The following is a 19,745-nucleotide window of genomic DNA, read 5'->3' on the forward strand; positions in this document are numbered from 1 at the left end:
TACAAGTATATTAGTATCCTGTAAATATTTCTGAAAGCACTTTATATATTAAATTGGCGGTGGTAAATGACATTTTCAATTTAGAATTTTAATTTATGGAGGGAAAAAGAGTGGGTAAACAAAAATCAATTTTTAGTTTTGTATTTTTAATGTTATTTATTCTACTAATTGCTGGTTGTAGTCAAGGAGAAGATTCTAATGGAGAAAATCAGGACTCAGGAAATGAAGTGAACTTAAGAGTTTTACACAGTTTTTCTGGCAGTCAACCACAAGCTCCAGTTATTGAACCGACTCTAGAACAGTTTGATGAAGAAAATGAAAATGTTTCATTGGATATTCAGACAGCTCCAGGCAATGATATTTTAGATCAACTTCGAACTGAAATGTCTGCGGGAGATCCACCTGATGTATTTACTCACTGGGGTATGAGAAGAGTGGAAAATTATATCAAAAATGATTTAATACCTGATTTGTCAGACATGATCGAAGAAGATGATGAAATGACTGATCGATATATTGAAGACGCTTACAATCCTGTAGAGTACCAGGGCGGCGTATATGGCCTCCCATTTCAAGCATACAGTTATTACATGATGATTAATAAGGACCTTTTTGAAGAGCACAATGTAGATATACCTACTACATATGACGAGTTGGTGGCAGCGGTGGAGCAATTTAAAGAAGCAGGGCTCATACCATTTGCTGCAAATAATCATAGCGCTCGTTATATGATGTTAACTTGGTTTGCTCAAAAAAATGATACACAAAGTATGATTAGTTACGCTACTGCTGAAGAACCATTTGGAGAAGATTTAGAAGATGCTGCAGCAAAAGTAGCTGGACTATCAGCAATGGGGGCGTTTCCGGAGGGATATCAATCTTTAGAGACAGCTCAGTCTTTCGAACTTTTTAATCAAGAGCAATCTCCAATGTTTTATCAACATAGTTGGACGGCTGGGGAGATTGACCCGGAAATGGAAGAGAAATATGAAGTAATACCTTTTCCGCTAGGTGATCAAGATTCAACTTCGACCACAATAGCAGGAACAGGCCATTTTGCTTACATGAGCAAAGAAGCTTACGAAGATCCTGAAAAGCGGGAAGCAGCTTGGGAATTAATTAAAGAAATTGCAGGTCCGGAAGTGGGGAAAGGTTTCGTAGAAGATATTTCAAATCCAACAGCTGTTAATGTAGACTACGATCCTTCCGAGGTTAGTCCTATAATGAATCAAATTATGGAATTGATCGAAAATGAAGAAAATGTTGTACCTTCCTATGATGAACAATTATTCTCTCAAGATGTAGAGAGTGATTATTGGTCTATGACAGATGCATTGTTACAACAAGATTTAGCACCTGATGAATATGTAAAAGGAATGAATGAACTTATTAAGGAACATCCAAGTGTCCAATTTGAATAAGTGATGATTAGGTGCGAAGGGTCCTTTAAACCCTTCGCTTCTAAAACAAAGTGAGGGATTAGTCAGATGGTACAACAGCAGCGTTGGATCCTGATAGCATTTATATTACCTACCCTGCTCTTTTATACTTACTTTTTTTTAAATCCAGTAGCGAGCACCTTTATAGATAGTTTTCATGAATGGGATGGAATTTCAGAGAAAGTATTCATATTTTTTGAGAACTACATAACTTTGCTTCAGGATCCTATCTTTTACAAATCATTATTAAATACTTTCTATTGGGTTTTTCTAGTTATATTCTTACAAATTCCTATCGGATTTTTTCTGGCTTATTTTATTTATCAAAGAGTTAAAGGATATAAATTCTTACGGACCGTTTACTTTATTCCGGTCATTACCTCGTCAGTTGCGATTTCTCTAGCATTTTCATTTATATATGAGGCCAATTTTGGAATTTTAAATTCCTTCTTACGCATGGTAGGCCTGGACAATTTAACTAAAGCATGGCTCACCGATCCTCTAACTGCAATGACCGCTGTTTCGTTACCATTTGTATTTAATTATATAGGATTAATGATGGTTATATTATTTGCGGGTCTACAGTCAGTGCCTGATGAATTATTAGAAGCCGGAGAGATCGATGGAGTTAATGCACTCCAGAAAATAATTTATATTATTTTACCATCAATTAGAAATGTACTTCTTATTTGTTTAGTATTAGGTATTTCCTATGCATTCAAACAATTTGATTATGTCCTGCTTCTGACAAACGGAGGACCGGTGCACTTAACAGAAGTGACAGGTACTTACATGTATAAACAAGGGTTTGAACAAAGTGATTATGGCTACGGAAATGCTATTGCAGTCACAATGATGGTGATCGTAATTGGTATAACTCTAGTTATTAATAAAGTATTAAAGCCTAAGGATTAAGAGGGGTGAAAAAATTTGAGTGCTAATCAGGATAAGTCTAAAAATAAAAAAAATATTATGGCTAGAATTTTTAAATATTTATTTGTATGGGGCTACTTTTTTATAACGTTTGGGCTGTTTTTCTGGGTATTGATGACCTCTTTTAAGGATAATAGAGAAATTTTTTCATCTCCATTTGGCCTCCCAAGCTCCTTAGAATTCAATAACTACATTTTTGCATTAACAAATGTAAATATGGGTTTGTATCTGTGGAACAGTTTAATAGTATCAGTTTCTACAGTATTATTATGTTTTTTTCTCGGTACCACAATTTCATACGCACTAGCCAGGTTTAACTTCCGTGGTAATTTACTATTATATATTTTATTTATTATCGGACTCACAATACCTTTACAATCACTAATTTTTCCAATGTTTTTTAAGATGCATACACTTGGAATCAGAGATACACTGATCGGTCTTATTATTGTGTATACTGCTTTGAATTTACCAAAAACCGTTTTTTTACTAGTAGGATTTATGAAAGGCTTACCTAAAGAAATGGAAGAGGCAGCTATTATTGATGGATGCAGTTATTGGTCCGTATTTTTTAAAATTATCCTGCCCATGAGTAAACCTGGTCTTGCCACAGTTGGAATACTAGTTTTTATAGCGGCTTGGAACGAATATGTATTCGCTAGTGTACTAATTTCTTCAGATGCAACAAAAACATTACCCTTAGGATTAGCGAGTTTCCAATCATCACAGTTAAGTGAATATGGGCTGATTGCTTCAGGTGTGATATTGTCCATTATTCCTGTGTTAATAGTATATGTTATTTTTCAAGAGCAAATTATTAAGGGCATGGCTGATGGAGCAGTTAAAGGTTAAACAAGATAATAAATTATTTATAAAAGAGGAGAGATTTTATGTTAAACGTTGCAATAATTGGGCTGGGAGCTATAAGTCCCTCTCATATAGAAGGTTATATGCAGTTTTCCGATAAAAGTAGAATCAAAGCTTTTTGTGATATTACTCCTGAGAAGGCTCAACAAAAGGCAAAAGAATATAATCTCGAAGTTGATATCGTAGACAATTATAAGAAGTTACTTGATCGTGATGATATCGATTTAGTATCAGTTTGTACACCACCGTACACACACGCAGAAGTCTCTATAGCTCTATTAAATTCCGGAAAACACGTTCTCGTTGAAAAACCCATGGCTTCATCTCTAAAAGAATGTGATGCGATGAATGAGGCAGCAAGAAAAAGTGGTAAACAATTATCTATTGTAGCTCAAAATCGATTTAAAACTGAGATGATGAGTCTTAAAAAGGTCTTAGAAACAAAATTAATGGGACCTATTGTGCACACTCAAGTAGACTCTTTTTGGTGGAGAGGACATAGCTATTATGACTTGTGGTGGAGAGGAACTTGGGAAAAAGAAGGCGGAGGGTGCACCTTAAATCATGCCGTACACCATATAGATATTTTTCAGTGGATGAATGGTATGCCTTCAGAAATAACAGCGGTGACAAGCAATACCTCTCATGACAACGCAGAAATTGAAGATCTTTCTGTAGCAATAGGTCGTTATAAAAACGGTAGTTTAGCTCAAATAACAAGTTCAGTAGTGCACCATGGAGAAGAACAACAATTAATATTTCAAGGAAAAAATGCCCGTGTTTCAGTACCCTGGAAAATAAAGGCATCAAGATCAAAACAAAACGGCTTTCCGGAAGATGATAAAGAATTAACTTCTACAATTCAAAAAGTTTATGATACTCAGCCAAATCTCTCGCATGAAGGGCACACTGGACAGATCAATGATGTTTTAATGGCTGTCGAAAATAATAGCGATGTGCTAGTAAATGGAGAACAAGGACGCAAAACTCTTGAGCTTATTACTGCAATCTATCAATCAGCGACCCTTCAAGAAACAGTAAAGCTCCCTTTGGATAGCGACAGCCCTTTTTACACTCGCGAAAAAATATTAAAGAATGCGACTTATTTTTATGAAAAGAAAAACAATATACAAGATTTTGAGGAAAATGAAATTACAACTGGCGGAAATTATAAATAATTTGTTTTTAGTAGAAAGGATTAATTAAATGAATAAAAAAGATGGGATGAATTATGCTCCAAAAGGAAAAGTTAACCGGGTTGTAAAGAGCGGTGAGTTTAAGTTTGCGGCAATTGGTCTTGATCATGGGCATATTAATGGAATGTGTAATGGATTAATTGAAGCCGGGGGAGAGCTGGTGGCTGTATTTGATCCTGATCAAGAAAAAGTTGATAAGTTTTGTGAGCAATTTCAAGAGGTTAATCAAGCAAAGTCTGAAGCAGAGATATTAAAAGATCAAACAATAAATCTTGTGGCAAGTGCTAATATTCCATCTGATCGTTTTGGTTTAGGTGTAAAAGTGCTTGAAGCAGGTAAGCATTATTTTGTGGATAAACCAGCATTTACAAAACTGGAGCATATTGAGCAGGCAGAAATGCTGACCTCAAAAACGGGGTTAAAGTGGGGCATTTATTACAGTGAAAGGCTTCATGTGGAAAGTGCTGTTTTTGCAGGGCAATTAATACAAGAAAACGCTGTTGGAAAGGTTGTACAAGTGATTGGCACAGGCCCTCACCGGGCAAATGCAAAGGCTCGGCCTGATTGGTTCTTTGATCCAGAAAAGTATGGAGGCATTTTATGTGATATAGGAAGTCATCAAATAGAACAATTTCTATCTTACAGTGGAGCGCAGGACGCCGAAGTTCTGCATAGTAAAGTTGCCAATTATTCTATGAAAGATTATCCGTTATTTCAAGACTTTGGTGATGCTACTCTCATAGCAGATAATGGAGCTAGTTTTTATTTTCGAGTGGACTGGCTTACTCCTGATGGACTGGGTACGTGGGGGGATGGCCGGGTGTTTATATTAGGTACGAAAGGATATATTGAAGTTAGGAAATATATTGATATTGCCAGAGAAAATACTTCTGATCATTTATATTTAGTTAATGAAGAAGGAGAAAAACATTTTTCATTATCCGGTAAAGTTGGATACCCTTTTTTCGGAGAGTTTATTTTAGACTGCTTAAATGGCACAGAGAATGCGATGACTCAAAAGCATGCTTTTAAAGCTGCTTCTTTATGTGTGAAAGCTCAGGAAATGGCTATAAAAATAGATAAATAATCCACCTCCCACAGAACATCTGATGGAACAGTTGATATTTATGGAATAGTAAAAGCTTATCATGAGAATCAATTTCAAGGATACTTAAGACCTGATCATGGAAGACATATATGGGGGGAAAAGGTCGTCCTGGTTATGGTTTATATGACAGGGCATTGGGAATTATGTATTTATTAAGTATATGGGATTCTTTAGAAAGAAGAAGAAAGGAAAAGTAATGTGGTACTAACCTGAAACACCGTTCATTAAATGGACGGTGTTTCTATTATGCTCAATTTATAGTTGGAATTGCCGAAATTTTAATAAGATCTATTACAGTGATCACGCTCGTCAATGATACTACCTTCCTTCTTCATAAAATTTACTCAATAAACGAAGTGTATAATAATATCGCAAGAAAAATTTACCTGGAAAGCAAGAAGGTCTTATTTATCCCCGAATGAATTATTTCGATTATTTAGAGTTAACTTCACTTATCCATCGATCATTTACCAATAATTTCACCCTCAGCCTATAAATATTTTATAGAAATTGTATTTTTAGGGTTTTCAAAAAATTCATTATAGTATATCCTTTAAACTAAGATATTTAATGAAAGCGCTTCATTTGAATGCTGGTTTTAGGAGGAGGGGTGATTGTGCAGGCTGGCAGCTGGAAGAGCGGTCTATTTATTATGATGGATTGGATCATGAGGCTGACTTACTTGAATTTATTATGGATCCTATTCATCCTCTGTGGTGGAATTGTGCTGGGGATATGGCCCGCTACAATCGCGATGTATGCAGTGACGCGGAAGTGGATAAGGCAGCATACAGACATCCCTGTATTCCGTACCTTCTGGACAACTTACAAGAAAAGCTGGGTCCAAAGCAATGTTCTCGGCAGTATATTAACCGGGACAGGCATTCTATTATACTTAGACATTCGATATGTGATGAACCTCGAAGCTGCCTTTTCAGAACCATTGTATATTGTATTAGTACTTGCGTTTATCGTTTGGGGACTCCTCTGTTTATATTTTCCACCAGTCTTTGTCCATTATGATTTAAACATGCTTCAATATTTTCAACAGACCCTCTGGATAACAATTTTGCATCCGTTCCGGTCAGTATTCATCCTCATACTGTTTATTATTCATTGGAATTTCATTTTGAAATTTCCAGCGTTAATTCTTTTTTTCAGCGGAAGTGCCATCGCTTTTGCCATCACGTGGATCTCATATCAAGCTTTCAACAAGGTGAAAAAGAAAGCCGCGGCCGAAACAGGATGATATATTATTTTTTGTCTAAACTGAAATGGTAGTATAACTAGAATAGAAGTTAGGAGGGAATTTATGGAAAATATATCTTCTTCCAGGCCGGCAAGAAGTCTTGGATCTACGAGAGACTATACGTACAAGACATTAAAGAATAAGATATTGAATTTGGAGCTGGGGCCGGCAACAAAAATTTCGGAAAAAGACATTTCCGAGCAGTTGAAAGTGAGCAGAACGCCTGTACGGGAAGCTTTTTTAAAGCTTTCTCAGGAGGAGCTTCTCGAGATATATCCTCAAAGTGGAACCTTTGTTTCAAAGATCAGCTTATCCCAGGTGGAAGAAGCCAGGTTCGTACGGGAAAACCTCGAAAAAGCAGTAGTGAGAGAAGCGTGTGACGTGCTGACAGAGGAAGGACTATTTCAGCTTGAAACGAACCTTAAAATGCAGGAAATGTGTGCCGAAAAAAATAATGTCTCTCAGCTGTTTGAACTTGATGAGCAGTTTCACCAGGTTCTCTATCTAAGCTGCGGAAAAAGGCGGACGTGGAACATGGTTCAGCAGATGGCATCTCACTTTAACCGCCTGCGCATGCTGAGACTGGCTGTCATTTTAAATTGGGAAGTCATTATTTCTCAGCACAAGCAAATTGTAGAATATATCAAGACAAAAGATAAAGACAACGTAGAAAAAGTGATCAGCGAGCATTTAAAGCTTGTTATTGCAGAAAAAGGCGAGCTTGAAAGGAATTATCCCAATTATTTTAATTAAGAGCGGAGGTGATTAAGGAAAGGATGCAAAAGTACATCACTCGTGGTACTGGGGATTTTTAAGAAAAAATAGGGAGGGCAATGTGTATGCTGAAAAAACCGTTAACATGGTTTGGTTTTACTTTGTTATGTGCGGGACTCATCGGCTGCTCGAATGAACCAGAGGCAAACGTACCGACAGCAGAAGAGACAGAAGAGAAAACAAATGAAGAGGGGAAGTTTGATCCCGCTGTACCGATTACGACGGTCCGCACCATTAATACTAACGATGTAAAATTTAAGGATGGAGAAGATATTAATAATAACGTTCATACGGAGTGGGCGCGGGAAGAGCTTGGTGTTGATTTTGAATATTTATGGACAGTAAATGAAGATGATGCTTATGATAATCGAATTCGCTTATCCCTCTCTTCAGGGGAGGAAATACCGGATGTGTTTCAAGTCTCTGATTCTAATTTAATTAATGATTTGATTAAATCCGGAGAGGTGATGCCGATTGATGAGGCGATTGAACAGCACGCATCTCCGCGCTTAAAAGAAATTTTTGAGGAATACTCTGAAGCTTTCTATCGAGGGACTGTGGACGGAGAGAGGTACGGGCTGCCGAGGTTTTCCGGTGGTAACGGATCTGATCCACTACTTTGGATCCGCCAGGACTGGCTCGATAATGTTGGACTTGAGATTCCAGAAACGATGGATGAATTAGATGAAGTATTGGAAGCGTTTACGACAGAGGACCCGGACGGAGATGGAGAGGATAATACATTTGGTCTCTCTATGGCCTCGGCTAATGGATTAAATACTTGGCAGGCAGACGGGAGCTGGGTGTTTGGTGCCTATGGTGATTATGTTCCAGGAAATTGGAGTGAATCAGAAGACGGCAGCTTAAAGTACGGTTCAGTTCAGCCGAATATTAAAGATGGTTTAACAAAGCTGAATGAATGGTATGAGAACGGCTATCTGGACAGTGAAGTAACCATTCTAGATGAAACACAGGCTGCAGAAGGGTTTGTTGCCGGAAGATCAGGTGTAATCGCTGTACCGCCATGGGGTTATAATTTCCCGGCAAACGACACAATGGAAAATAATGAAGGTGCCGAAGTGGTTCCAATCCCATTGCCGGAAGGGCCAGATGGTGATATCGGACGGCGTGGAGAGCAATTATTAACAGGCGTCTTTCTTTTTAATAAAGATTTTGAACATATGGATGCTTTCTTTAAGTATTGGGATGAAACGTACGGGGCACTGCTTGGAGATTCAGAATATTTTGAAGATGGATTGTTTGAGGGCTACGACTATGTAATGGAAGAAGGTGAGCCTGTATACGGTGATGATAACGTTCCGGGCGGGGTGATAGATCCAGGAAGGTATTTCCTTACCGGAGCTATTCCAACGTACCCATATCAAGAATATGAAAAAGCCAGTGAATTCTACAATGAAGAACGTGAACCGGAAAACGGATACGAACGACTCCTGCAGGCCAGAGGAGAAAATTATCTTGAAGCAGCTGATATTCTCAATCAGCAAAACGAGCACCGGGTAGAGAATAGGTTTGACGGACCGCCGACCGATACGATGGAAAAACGCTGGGATCAGCTCGAAACAAGAGAATTGGAAGTGGTTGCAAAAATTATTAATGGAACTCTTCCTGTCGATGCCTTTGATGAGTTCGTAGAAGAGTGGAACGAGGGCGGCGGTGAAGCTATTACCGAAGAAGTAAATGAATGGTATTCAGGTGTGCAGGAGGCAGAGTAAGTAAGAAGGGACTAATGATAAGGGCCGGACTGCTGATAAAATTCCGGCCCTCCCCCTTAAATAATATGACCGTAAGGGAGGAAATAATGGTTGAGTGTTCAAGCTGAACGTAAAGAGTTGTACGATTCAGAAGTATATAAAACAGAAGAGCAGGTAAAAAAAATCAATAAGCTTAAAAAGAAAAAACAAAAACCAAAATGGAACCTTCAGCGGAATTGGCAGCTGCATGCACTGGTCCTTCCGGCAGTTATCGTCGCATTGCTATTTCAGTACCTTCCCATGGCCGGTCTGGTAATGGCATTTCAGGATTATGAACCATGGCTTGGTTTTTTAAATTCTGAATGGGTGGGACTTGAGCATTTTCGGACGATGTTTACGTATGATGATGCCCGACAGGTTATTTGGAATACTTTTGTAATTTCTATATTGAAAATTATCTTTCAAGTACTGGTACCGCTGACGTTTGCCCTGCTGTTAAATGAAGTGTACCACATGACGTATAAACGTACGGTGCAGACGATCGTTTATTTACCGCACTTCTTGTCATGGGTTATCTTAGGCGGGATTCTCCTTGATATGCTTTCTCCTGAAACAGGGATCGTAAACCAGATGCTGGTGGGATTGTTTGGTATTGAGCCGATCTTTTTTCTCGGCAGCAACGATTGGTTCCGGCCTGTCGTTATCATTAGTGATATTTGGAAGGATTTTGGCTTTAACACGATAGTTTTCTTAGCAGCAATCACTGCCGTTAATCCGCAATTATATGAAGCGGCAGTTATTGATGGAGCGAACCGCTGGAAGCAGACACTTCGTATTACCATCCCGGCGATGCTTCCTATTATTATCGTAGTTGCCACTCTTTCTCTTGGAAATATACTAAATGCAGGCTTTGACCAGATATTCAACCTGTATAACCCGCTCGTCTATGAAACAGGCGATATCATTGATACTTACGTATACCGTGTCGGACTGCTGAATGGTGACTTCAGCTATGGTACTGCTGTCGGTTTATTTAAATCACTGATCAGTTTAGTGCTCGTCGTGGCCGGTTACAGACTTGCCTACAAATACGCAGACTACCGGATTTTTTAAGAAAGGCAGAGATGTTGAATGGATCATTTACAAAGGTATCAGACAAAATCCTATAAAACTTTTAAGGTTTTCAACTATATATTTCTCGGTTTAGCTGCGCTTGTATGTATTCTTCCAATGATACACCTGCTTGCTGTTTCATTGAGCGGAAGTGCTGCAGCGAGTGCCGGGGCGGTCAGCCTGCTTCCTGTCAACTTTACAACTGAAGCGTATATGGAAACCTTAGGAAACCGCAACTTCCTTGATGCTCTCCGCAACGGTATATTGAGAGTTGTTCTTGGGACCGCTGTTTCGATGGGGCTGCTGTTATGTGCAGCCTACGCGATTTCAAAAAATGAACAGGAATTCCGCGGACGGAATTTTTACACATGGTTTTTTGTATTCACGATGCTGTTTAATGGCGGGCTCGTTCCTACCTATATCGTTGTCACCAGCTTAGGGCTTTCCAATTCAATTTGGGCACTGGTGCTTCCGGTCGCTATTAACGCATTTAACCTTGTGCTGCTCATGAACTTTTTCCGGACATCCGTGCCGAAATCGCTCGATGAAGCGGCAACTATCGACGGAGCAAATCATTTTAATATATTCATGCGTATTTATCTGCCCGTTTCCCTGCCGGCGATCGCGACGATTTCTCTTTTCACAATGGTCTTCCATTGGAATTCCTGGTTTGACGGACTGATTTATATGAATGATGCGAGCCGCTATCCGCTCTCGACCTTCCTGCAGACAATTATCGTCCAGCAGGATTACAGCTCGATGGATATGGATGCAGCTACCGTCCGTAACCTGAATCAGCGGACAGTGGAATCAGCCCAAATCTTTATCGCCGCCCTGCCGATGCTGATTGTTTATCCATTTTTACAGAAGTATTTTGTAAAAGGGATCGTACTCGGCTCAGAAAAAGAATAGAGAGAGGAGTGGATGAAGTGGACAATATTTTTTTTAATGCGCACCACTCGCCAATCGGTGCTTTTGCAAGCTTTACCCTTGGATTTAAAGGAGCAAATGGAGGGCTCGGCCTCGAGCTCGATAAGCCTGCGGAGGAAAGTATATACATCGGTGTGGAAACGGAGGAAGTCAACGAATTTAAAGCGTTCCCTTTCTTTGGCTCCTACAGCGATGAAAGTGAACGCTATGATGTGGAAAATAAAGCCCCGCATTACGGCGCGTCTTTAATCAGAGCATTTTCCGAAGATGAAATTTCAAGAGAGTTTCAGCTTGGTACAGACACCTGGTCAGCGAAAAATATTCAATTTAAAATATATTCTCCGGCCAAAAGTGTGCCTGATCCGTCCTCTGCGGACGAAAACGCGTTAAAAGAGGCGCTGCTGCCAGCCGTGCTGGCAGAAATGACTATTGATAACAGTAACAGCGGCCGGACAAAAAAAGCATTTCTCGGCTATACGGGAAGTGATCCGTATTCCGGAATGAGAAGACTTGCTGATACAACCGCTAATGAGCTGACTGGTGTCGGACAGGGGAGGCAGACGGCCATTGTAACAAAAGACAGCGGAGTAAAAGCCGGAACGGGATTTTCGATGGATAAGATACTTACCCTAAAGCACGAGGAAAATTTAGGGTTCGGACTCGGGCGCACAGGCGGTCTTATTATGGAAGTGCCGGCAGGAGAAGTGAAAACCTACTCCTTTGCGATTTGTTTTTATCGAGGCGGCTTCGTTACGACCGGTATGGATATGAAATATTATTACACAAACTATTATTCTTCCATTGAAGAGACGGCACACTACGCTCTCGATCATTTTTCCAGGCTTGCACAGAATTATGAAGAAGCAAATGCTCTTTTGAGTAAACCGTCCCTATCGCAGGACCAGCGCTTTATGATGGCTCATTCGATACGAAGCTATTATGGGAACACGCAGATGATGGACCATGATGGAAATGCCTTCTGGAATGTCAACGAAGGAGAATATCGGATGATGAATACATTTGATCTAACCGTTGATCAATTGTTTTATGAATTGAAAATGAATCCATGGACTGTCAAAAACGAGCTGGAAATGTTCGTGGAGCGTTACAGCTATGAGGATAATGTTCGTTTTCCGAACGACGAAAAAGAGTATCCCGGCGGCATCAGCTTTACTCATGATATGGGAGTTGCCAACATTTTCTCAAGACCCGGCCATTCCGCTTATGAATTTGCAGGCATATCGAACTGCTTTTCATTTATGACACACGAAGAGCTGGTAAACTGGATCTGCTGGCAGTTGTGTACATTGAATATACAAAGGATGAAGCATTTGCACACCGGCACCTTGACGTGATCGAGCGTGCCTTTCAGAGCATGCTGAATCGAGATCACCCCGATCCGGAGCAGCGCAATGGATTAATGGCACTCGACAGCTCCCTGACAAAAGGTGGAGCGGAGATTACGACCTACGACAGCCTTGATGTGTCGCTCGGACAGGCGAGAAATAATATTTATATTGCAACGAAATGCTGGGGAGTTTATACCGCCCTCGAACAGCTTTTTGTACATTTAGGCCGCAGTGATCTTGCTGAAGAAACGGCACTTCAGGCAGAAAGAGGAGCGGCTTCTATAGCTGGTGCCATGACAGACGAAGGGTTTATTCCTGCAGTAATTTCAGAAGGCAATGAATCAAGAATCATTCCGGTCATTGAAGGACTGATTTTCCCTTATTTTACGAACCGTCAGGACGTTCTCGACCCGGACGGAAAGTTTGGTCCGTTTCTCCAGTCGTTAACGAAACATATTACTAATGTCGTTCAATCAAACGTTTGTTTATTTGCCGACGGCGGCTGGAAACTCTCCTCCACAAGCAATAATTCGTGGCTCAGTAAAATCTATCTCTGTCAATTTGTGTACCGGGAAATTCTTGGACTGCCATGGGGTGAAGCAGGAAAAAAAGCCGATCACGCCCACGTGCAGTGGCTGACTCATCCTGAACTATCCTATTGGAGCTGGAGTGACCAGATCATCGAAGGAAAGATATCAGCCAGTAAATATTACCCTCGTGGAGTAACGAGTATATTATGGCTGCTTGAAACAGAGAAATAATCAGAAACCAGGCCCCTTTATGAAATAATGAATCTTAAAAAGCGTTGAATAAACAGTGGTTTAGGAGTGATCATATGAGTTTGACAACGGATAAGTTAAAGAAAACAGATCAAAGCTATCACTGCTGGCTGCCATATCATTATATTTCTGATAAATTTCAACGAAACAGCTATCGTGAAACGGCAGCCAATATCCAAATACTTCAGCAGCGCTCGTTGTTAATAGATTCTATTGAAAAAGAGCTCGATCGAGCTTTTGTATCCATGCTGAATCTGCCTTTTCAACCAATTGCTGCCGTCGACTCTACTAAACATGGAATTCTGCTTGGTACATTTGACAGGCTCAATGAAAAAGGAGTCCGGGTGGATGAACCTGTCGGGAAGGAAGGCTATATCCTGAAGACTGTGAAAACAGAAGGCAGGGACCTGCTTGTGATCGGTGCAGAAGCTGAGCGAGGACTGCTTTATGGAGTATTTCACCTTCTTTCTTTCATGCAGCGCCGGGAGAGCCTGCAGCAGATATATGTCGTAGAACAGCCGGTAAATGATATGCGGATGCTGAATCATTGGGATAATATGGATGGAAGTATTGAACGAGGCTATGCAGGCAGCTCAATATTTTTTAAGGACTATGTTATTACAAAGGACTCAGAAAGAATTACTGATTACTGTCGCTATATGGCTTCGATTGGAATTAACAGTATTTCTATTAATAATGTAAATGTCCATAGAGAAGAAACCTATCTAATCACGGAAAAATACTTACCTGACGTCGCATGGCTGGCAGATATTTTCCGAGCATACGGCATTACCTTGTATCTAAGTATTAATTATGCAAGTACCGTGAAACTGACAAGTATTGGGTCCGCTGATCCGCTTGATCCTGAAGTGCAGGCCTGGTGGAAAAAACAGACAGCGCTCATCTATGACTACATTCCTGATTTCGGCGGTTTTTTAGTTAAAGCTGATTCTGAAAACCGGCCGGGACCGTTTACTTACGGCCGCAATCATGCAGAGGGAGCGAACATGCTGGCTGGTGCCTTAAAACCATTTGGCGGGGTAGTGATCTGGCGGTGCTTCGTCTATGACTGCCATCAGGACTGGCGCGATCGTTCAACAGATAGAGCGCGGGCCGCTTATGATCATTTTATCGAGCTTGATGGACAGTTTATGGACAATGCTATTTTGCAGATTAAAAACGGCCCGATGGATTTTCAAGTCAGAGAACCAGTTTCTCCATTGTTCGGGGCTATGGAAAAGACAGACCAATTAATGGAATTTCAAGTAACCCAGGAATATACCGGCCAGCAGATTGATGTCTTCTACCTCATTCCGCAATAGAAGGAAGTACTGGATTTTGATACGTATGCGAAAGGAAAAGGCTCAACAGTAAAGCAGGTGGTAAGCGGAGCACTTTATTCGAACATCACCAATGGCGTTGCAGCTGTAGCGAACATTGGCTCTGATTCCAATTGGACAGGCCACGGACTGGCCCAGGTTAATTTCTTTGGGTATGGAAGACTCATCTGGAACCCGGAGCGCACGAGCAGTGAAATTGCAGACGAGTGGATCGCATTAACATTCGGAGAAGACAGGGTAGTCAGCGAAACCCTCTCCTATATATTGCATACTTCTCATGAAGCGTATGAAGATTATACGGCGCCGCTCGGGGTCGGATGGATGATTAATCCAGGTCATCATTACGGACCGAATATCGAAGGATATGAATACTCTCTTTGGGGCACGTATCATTTTGCTGACTGGAAGGGAATTGGGGTAGATAGGACGATGCGGACGGGCACCGGCTACACCGGGCAATATTATACACCAAATGCAGAAATGTATGAAGAACTGGAAAGTTGTCCGGAGGAATTACTATTGTTTTTCCATCATGTGCCTTATACGCATGTGCTTACATCAGGTGATACCGTTATCCAGCATATTTACAATACCCATTTTGCCGGGGTGGAGAAGGTGAAGGAGTTTCTTGCCCGCTGGCAGCAGCTTCGCGGCCGTGTTCATAACAAATTTTATGAAAATGTTGAAAAAAGACTGAAGAAACAGCTCCAGAACGCAAAGGACTGGCGCGATAAGATCAATACGTATTTTTACCGTAAGTCAGGGATTGAGGATGAAAAGAATCGTAAAATATATTAGTCTGCAGCACCGTTTGTGGAGAATGGACGGTGCTTTTCTAACTCTAATGAAGTTATTTCTCATTTCTAAATACTTGACACAGAATTTTCTGAAATAAGAAAGGAAACGGAGTGAATATGGGGAATCTAATTAGTAGAGTAAAACTTCCTAATAGAAAAGGAGACTTTCGATGATTGCAACACGAATGAATGCAGCTGTCATGAATAAGCCGGGAGACATAAACATTCAAATGCTGGAAATACCGACTCCCAAAAGAAATGAAGCACTCGTCAAGGTTCATTGCATTGGAATCTGTGGTTCCGATATTCATTATTATGAACATGGGAAAATAGGGAACTATGTGGTGAAAAAGCCTATCATATTAGGCCACGAGCTGGCTGGTGAAGTTGTAGAGATTGGTGAGGGTGTGACTGATGTGAAGATTGGCGACAGGGTTGCTGTTGAACCCGGTATTCCGTGCGGAGAGTGTAAATACTGCAAAGGAGGACGCTATAATTTATGTCCGGATGTGGAGTTTATGGCTACCCCTCCGATCGACGGGGCCTGGGCAGAATTCGTGGCAGTGAAAAGTGATTTCCTGCATACCCTTCCTGATCATGTGAGCTTTGAAGAGGGTGCCTTATTAGAGCCGCTTTCCGTAGGAGTTCATGCAATGACACGCGGAAGTATAGGACCCGGCGACTGCCTGCTCGTGACCGGACTTGGCCCGGTTGGCCTGCTGGCCATTGAAGCAGCAAAAATGTATGGGGTTACCGAGATTTATGGAAGTGACGTGGTCGCAAACCGGCGCGAGCTTGCTCTCGAAATGGGGGCTGCCGGTGTAATCGACCCTTCGAAAGAAGACATGAAAAACACATTGCTATCCCTGACAGGTGACACTCTTCCTAATGTTCTGGTGGAGACCTCGGGGAACGCCCGTGCTGTGACAAGCAGCATACACATGGTGGAACGCGGCGGCAGGCTTGTCTTTGTCGGCCTCCCGGTAGAAAATGAAGTACCGATCGATATGCTTCACCTCGTTGACTCAGAATTCGATGTCTTTGGAGTGTTCCGGTATGCCAATACGTATCCAAAAGCGATCCAGGGGCTCGATAATCCACTTGTCGATGTCAAAAAAGTAATCACCCACAGCTTTTCACTCGAAAATATAAACCAGGCTCTTGAAGTGGCTACCACCCAAAAAAATTCAAGCATAAAAATTATGATTTATCCGTAAAGGTAGGAGCAACGTCTGTTTTGAAGGTTATTCAACTCGGTGTCGGCGGCTTTCTTCGAAATTTAATCATGAAACACGAATCACCTCCTGAATACTGTAGAAAAAAGGTCTGTATCAAGAGGGTAAAAACAGTGGACGTCTTCCCAAAAATAATGGGGCTGTATCATAAATGATACTCGCCCCTTTTGTATGGTAAAAAAAGCAGGGGACAAGTCCTTCGCTTTCCGTGGGCAGCGCTTCAGCTAACCGGGCGAAACCCGCGCCCGGCGGATCTTCAGCCGCTGCTCTTCCCACTGGAGTCTTCGGACTTGTCCCCTGCTATTTAGGATACTACTTTTTCTATAAAAAGGGGCATTTGCTACAGCCCCATAACTTGTTTTGGTGGGAATGAAACCACCAAAGGGGGACTAAAATTTTTTTAATACGTCTTTTGATACAGTCCCGGGGTAAAAGACACTTGAATTGTGTACATACGTACAATTCAAAATTAATTTTTCTAACGTCTGACATAACGGAAGGAACTAAAATCACAAGGATGCTTCGTACCACTTAAATCCTGACAGCACATACCGACAAAGGTGCCGGTAAAACGGATATCATCAGCACTGTCATCTGATAAATGACTAATGTCAATCCTTTCTCCGACGTTGGTCCAAGTGTTTCCATCAAGAGAATAGCTGAACTGAAGCCACTCTCTTTCCAGCACTCCTTGTAAATGTACTGGGGTATCTGCGGGCAGTGGAATAGGTCTTGAGAGCGGCTCATCATGCTTCTGATGCTTGGTATGAATAATACTAAGGATTTTCCCGAGCTCCTCATCATGACTGATGTGCAGATAGACGTGATCCTGGATATCGTAATAGAAAAGGAGGCCTCCAAGCTGCTGGAAATGCTCCGGCTCGAACTCCACGATAGTGGATATTTCTGCGTGGAATGTATCCAGACGTCTGGCAACTATGCTCTGCCGGCTTGTAGAGAGAAGCGACTCTCCGCCTTTCAGCCGCAAGTATCCTTTTCGCTCGTTCAAGGAAACCCAGTCTTCAGAAAATGGCTGCCGCAAGGAACTCCAGTAAAGTTTGAGCTCTTTGCTTTGGAAATCATCCTCATCGGATTCTTGAACCGCTGTTACTTCTGGCAGGCTGGGAGCCGGCACCACGTCCTGAGGACTTCCTTCTCCTTCCACTCTAATCCAGTCGTCCTCTGTCCAATAGCATTTTTGAATGGCGGTTTCGCGACCGAGAATGCAGCGGTCGTCTTTTACCGGCCTGCCGCATAAGTGGGCAAGATACCATTCTCCAGTCTGAGTTTCAACCAGGCTGCCGTGCCCGGCTTTTTGCAGCGACAAGTGATCCTTTCCGTGAGAGGTCAATATGGGATTGACAGGATCAACCTCATACGGTCCGTGAAGGGAAGTGGAACGGGCCATCGTGACGGCATGTTCGTAACCGGTGCCGCCTTCAGCGGTCAGCAAATAATAATATCCATTTTTCTTATATACATGAGGTCCTTCCGTTAATCGTAAGTCGGTTCCCTTAAATATATTTTTCACTGGTCCGATCAGTCGTTTTTCTTCCGGGGAATATTCCTGGATAACGATACCTGCAAACGGGTTTTTTCCTTTTCGATAATCCCACAGCATATTTAAAAGCCACTTGCGGCCGTCCTCGTCGTGGAATAGAGACGGATCAAAACCGCTGGAATTCAGGTATATTGGTTCGGACCATGGGCCGCGGATATCTTCTGCGGTTACCATATAATTATGAGTATCCTTGTAAGCTCCGAGTCTGCTTTTAACATCCGTATAAATAAGATAATATAGTCCATCGGAATAGCTGAGGCATGGAGCCCAGACTCCTCCAGAATCAATATTTCCAATCATGTTAAGCTGGGACAGGCGGGTTAAAGGAGATGGGAGCTGTTCCCAGTTTACGAGATCCTTGGAATGGTGGAGCTGCACACCCGGCCACCACTCAAAGGTAGAGGTGGCAATATAATAATCCTCACCGACTCTTAAAATAGAAGGATCGGGGTTGAATCCTCTCAGAATAGGGTTATTAATCGTTTCCACAGCAAATCTTCCTTTCTTTTTTTCTTTTAATTCCTGCTATTATTATCCTTTGACTGACCCTGCTGCAAGTCCCTTTACTATCTTTTCCTGGGCGATAAAATACACAAGCAGAAGCGGTAGACTTCCTAAAGTTAACGCTGCCATAATGCCTGGAACATTAACGGAAAACTCTCCATAAAATTCACGAAGTCCGAGAGGCAGGGTGGCATTTTCACTGGAATTCGTCAGCACTAGGGCGAATACGAATTCATTCCAAATATGAATAAAGTTGTAGATAGCAACAGTGGAAATGGCTGGAGTCAGCAGAGGGAAGATGATTTTCCAGAATAAGCGGAAATGACCGCAGCCATCAATTTTTGCCGATTCTTCTAATTCTTTCGGAAGCTCTTTCATAAATTGAGTGAATATCACAACTGAAACAGGCAGGGCAAAGGCGACATAAGGGCCGATGAGTGCCCAGACCGTGTCATAGAGTCCCATGCTTCTTGTCAGCAGAAAGATAGGAATCAAAGTCGTGTGAATAGGGATCATCATTCCTACCATAAATAATAAAAACAAGGGGCGGTTCAGTTTAAATTTCAATCGTGCAAGCGGGTAGCTTGCCATTGCAGATAAAACGATAACAAGTACGACTGAAATGATAGAAACGAATAAGCTGTTCCCGAAAAAACGAAAGAAGTCCGTCTGAAAAAGCAGTCCGTAATTTTCAAATGAGAAGCTCTCCGGCAGGGCCCATGGTGAAGAAGAAAATTCCATCTGTCCCTTAAAGGAGGTATTCACCATAATAAAAAATGGAAGGCCTGTAAATAAAAGCAGAACAATTGCAACAAGATACAGCGGCGCCTGGTTTAATTTTTTAAGTATCGTATTCATA

13 protein-coding genes and 3 pseudogenes are annotated in these 19,745 nt (G+C 41.5%); 14 read left to right on the plus strand and 2 right to left on the minus strand.

Annotation, left to right across the window (positions count from 1 at the left end):
• The first annotated feature begins 110 nt into the window (after positions 1-110).
• The 14 genes and pseudogenes from ACE4RR_RS10960 (at position 111) to ACE4RR_RS11025 (ending at position 16,803) form a co-directional block, all read left to right on the plus strand.
• On the plus strand, positions 111-1,421 hold the full coding sequence (locus tag ACE4RR_RS10960; RefSeq protein ID WP_375535464.1) for an ABC transporter substrate-binding protein: 1,311 nt from the start codon (positions 111-113) through the stop codon (positions 1,419-1,421).
• A 66-nt stretch (positions 1,422-1,487) separates the two neighbouring features.
• Positions 1,488-2,354, plus strand: coding sequence for a carbohydrate ABC transporter permease (locus ACE4RR_RS10965; RefSeq protein WP_375535465.1), 867 nt, complete (start codon positions 1,488-1,490; stop codon positions 2,352-2,354).
• A 15-nt stretch (positions 2,355-2,369) separates the two neighbouring features.
• Positions 2,370-3,224, plus strand: coding sequence for a carbohydrate ABC transporter permease (locus tag ACE4RR_RS10970; protein WP_375535466.1), 855 nt, complete (start codon positions 2,370-2,372; stop codon positions 3,222-3,224).
• Between the two features lie 38 nt (positions 3,225-3,262).
• Positions 3,263-4,417, plus strand: coding sequence for a Gfo/Idh/MocA family protein (locus ACE4RR_RS10975; RefSeq protein ID WP_375535467.1), 1,155 nt, complete (start codon positions 3,263-3,265; stop codon positions 4,415-4,417).
• 28 nt (positions 4,418-4,445) lie between these two features.
• Positions 4,446-5,522 carry a Gfo/Idh/MocA family protein gene (locus tag ACE4RR_RS10980; protein ID WP_375535468.1) on the plus strand — a complete coding sequence of 359 codons (1,077 nt, stop codon included), beginning with the start codon at positions 4,446-4,448 and terminating at the stop codon, positions 5,520-5,522.
• A 15-nt stretch (positions 5,523-5,537) separates the two neighbouring features.
• A pseudogene (locus ACE4RR_RS10985) lies at positions 5,538-5,740 on the plus strand (mannonate dehydratase); the annotation flags it as partial.
• 419 nt (positions 5,741-6,159) lie between these two features.
• Positions 6,160-6,792 (plus strand): YesL family protein, encoded by a 633-nt coding sequence (locus ACE4RR_RS10990; protein ID WP_375535469.1) that lies wholly within the window; start codon positions 6,160-6,162, stop codon positions 6,790-6,792.
• 63 nt (positions 6,793-6,855) lie between these two features.
• The gene (locus tag ACE4RR_RS10995) at positions 6,856-7,545 is read left to right on the plus strand and encodes a GntR family transcriptional regulator (protein ID WP_375535470.1); all 690 of its coding nucleotides are present in this window, start codon (positions 6,856-6,858) and stop codon (positions 7,543-7,545) included.
• An 86-nt stretch (positions 7,546-7,631) separates the two neighbouring features.
• Positions 7,632-9,299: an extracellular solute-binding protein gene (locus ACE4RR_RS11000; protein WP_375535471.1), complete on the plus strand. Its 1,668-nt coding sequence runs from the start codon at positions 7,632-7,634 to the stop codon at positions 9,297-9,299.
• Positions 9,300-9,461: 162 nt separating this feature from the next.
• Positions 9,462-10,391 carry an ABC transporter permease gene (locus ACE4RR_RS11005; RefSeq protein WP_375535488.1) on the plus strand — a complete coding sequence of 310 codons (930 nt, stop codon included), beginning with the start codon at positions 9,462-9,464 and terminating at the stop codon, positions 10,389-10,391.
• A gap of 18 nt (positions 10,392-10,409) precedes the next feature.
• Entirely contained in the window at positions 10,410-11,303 is an 894-nt protein-coding gene (locus ACE4RR_RS11010; protein ID WP_375535472.1) for a carbohydrate ABC transporter permease, read from the plus strand.
• 8 nt (positions 11,304-11,311) lie between these two features.
• Positions 11,312-13,431, plus strand: a pseudogene (locus ACE4RR_RS11015) (glycoside hydrolase family 52 protein).
• A gap of 74 nt (positions 13,432-13,505) precedes the next feature.
• Positions 13,506-15,587, plus strand: a pseudogene (locus tag ACE4RR_RS11020) (alpha-glucuronidase family glycosyl hydrolase).
• A gap of 169 nt (positions 15,588-15,756) precedes the next feature.
• Entirely contained in the window at positions 15,757-16,803 is a 1,047-nt protein-coding gene (locus ACE4RR_RS11025; protein ID WP_375535473.1) for an NAD(P)-dependent alcohol dehydrogenase, read from the plus strand.
• A 496-nt stretch (positions 16,804-17,299) separates the two neighbouring features.
• Here ACE4RR_RS11025 and ACE4RR_RS11030 read toward each other — a convergent pair whose 3' ends face one another.
• Both ACE4RR_RS11030 and ACE4RR_RS11035 read right to left on the minus strand, forming a co-directional pair.
• On the minus strand, positions 17,300-18,871 hold the full coding sequence (locus tag ACE4RR_RS11030) for a glycoside hydrolase family 43 protein (protein WP_375535474.1): 1,572 nt from the start codon (positions 18,869-18,871) through the stop codon (positions 17,300-17,302).
• 42 nt (positions 18,872-18,913) lie between these two features.
• Positions 18,914-19,744 carry a carbohydrate ABC transporter permease gene (locus tag ACE4RR_RS11035; RefSeq protein WP_375535475.1) on the minus strand — a complete coding sequence of 277 codons (831 nt, stop codon included), beginning with the start codon at positions 19,742-19,744 and terminating at the stop codon, positions 18,914-18,916.
• Between the last annotated feature and the right edge of the window lies 1 nt (position 19,745).

The organism is Alteribacillus sp. HJP-4, assembly GCF_042139015.1.
Classification (GTDB): domain Bacteria; phylum Bacillota; class Bacilli; order Bacillales; family Marinococcaceae; genus JBHIKY01.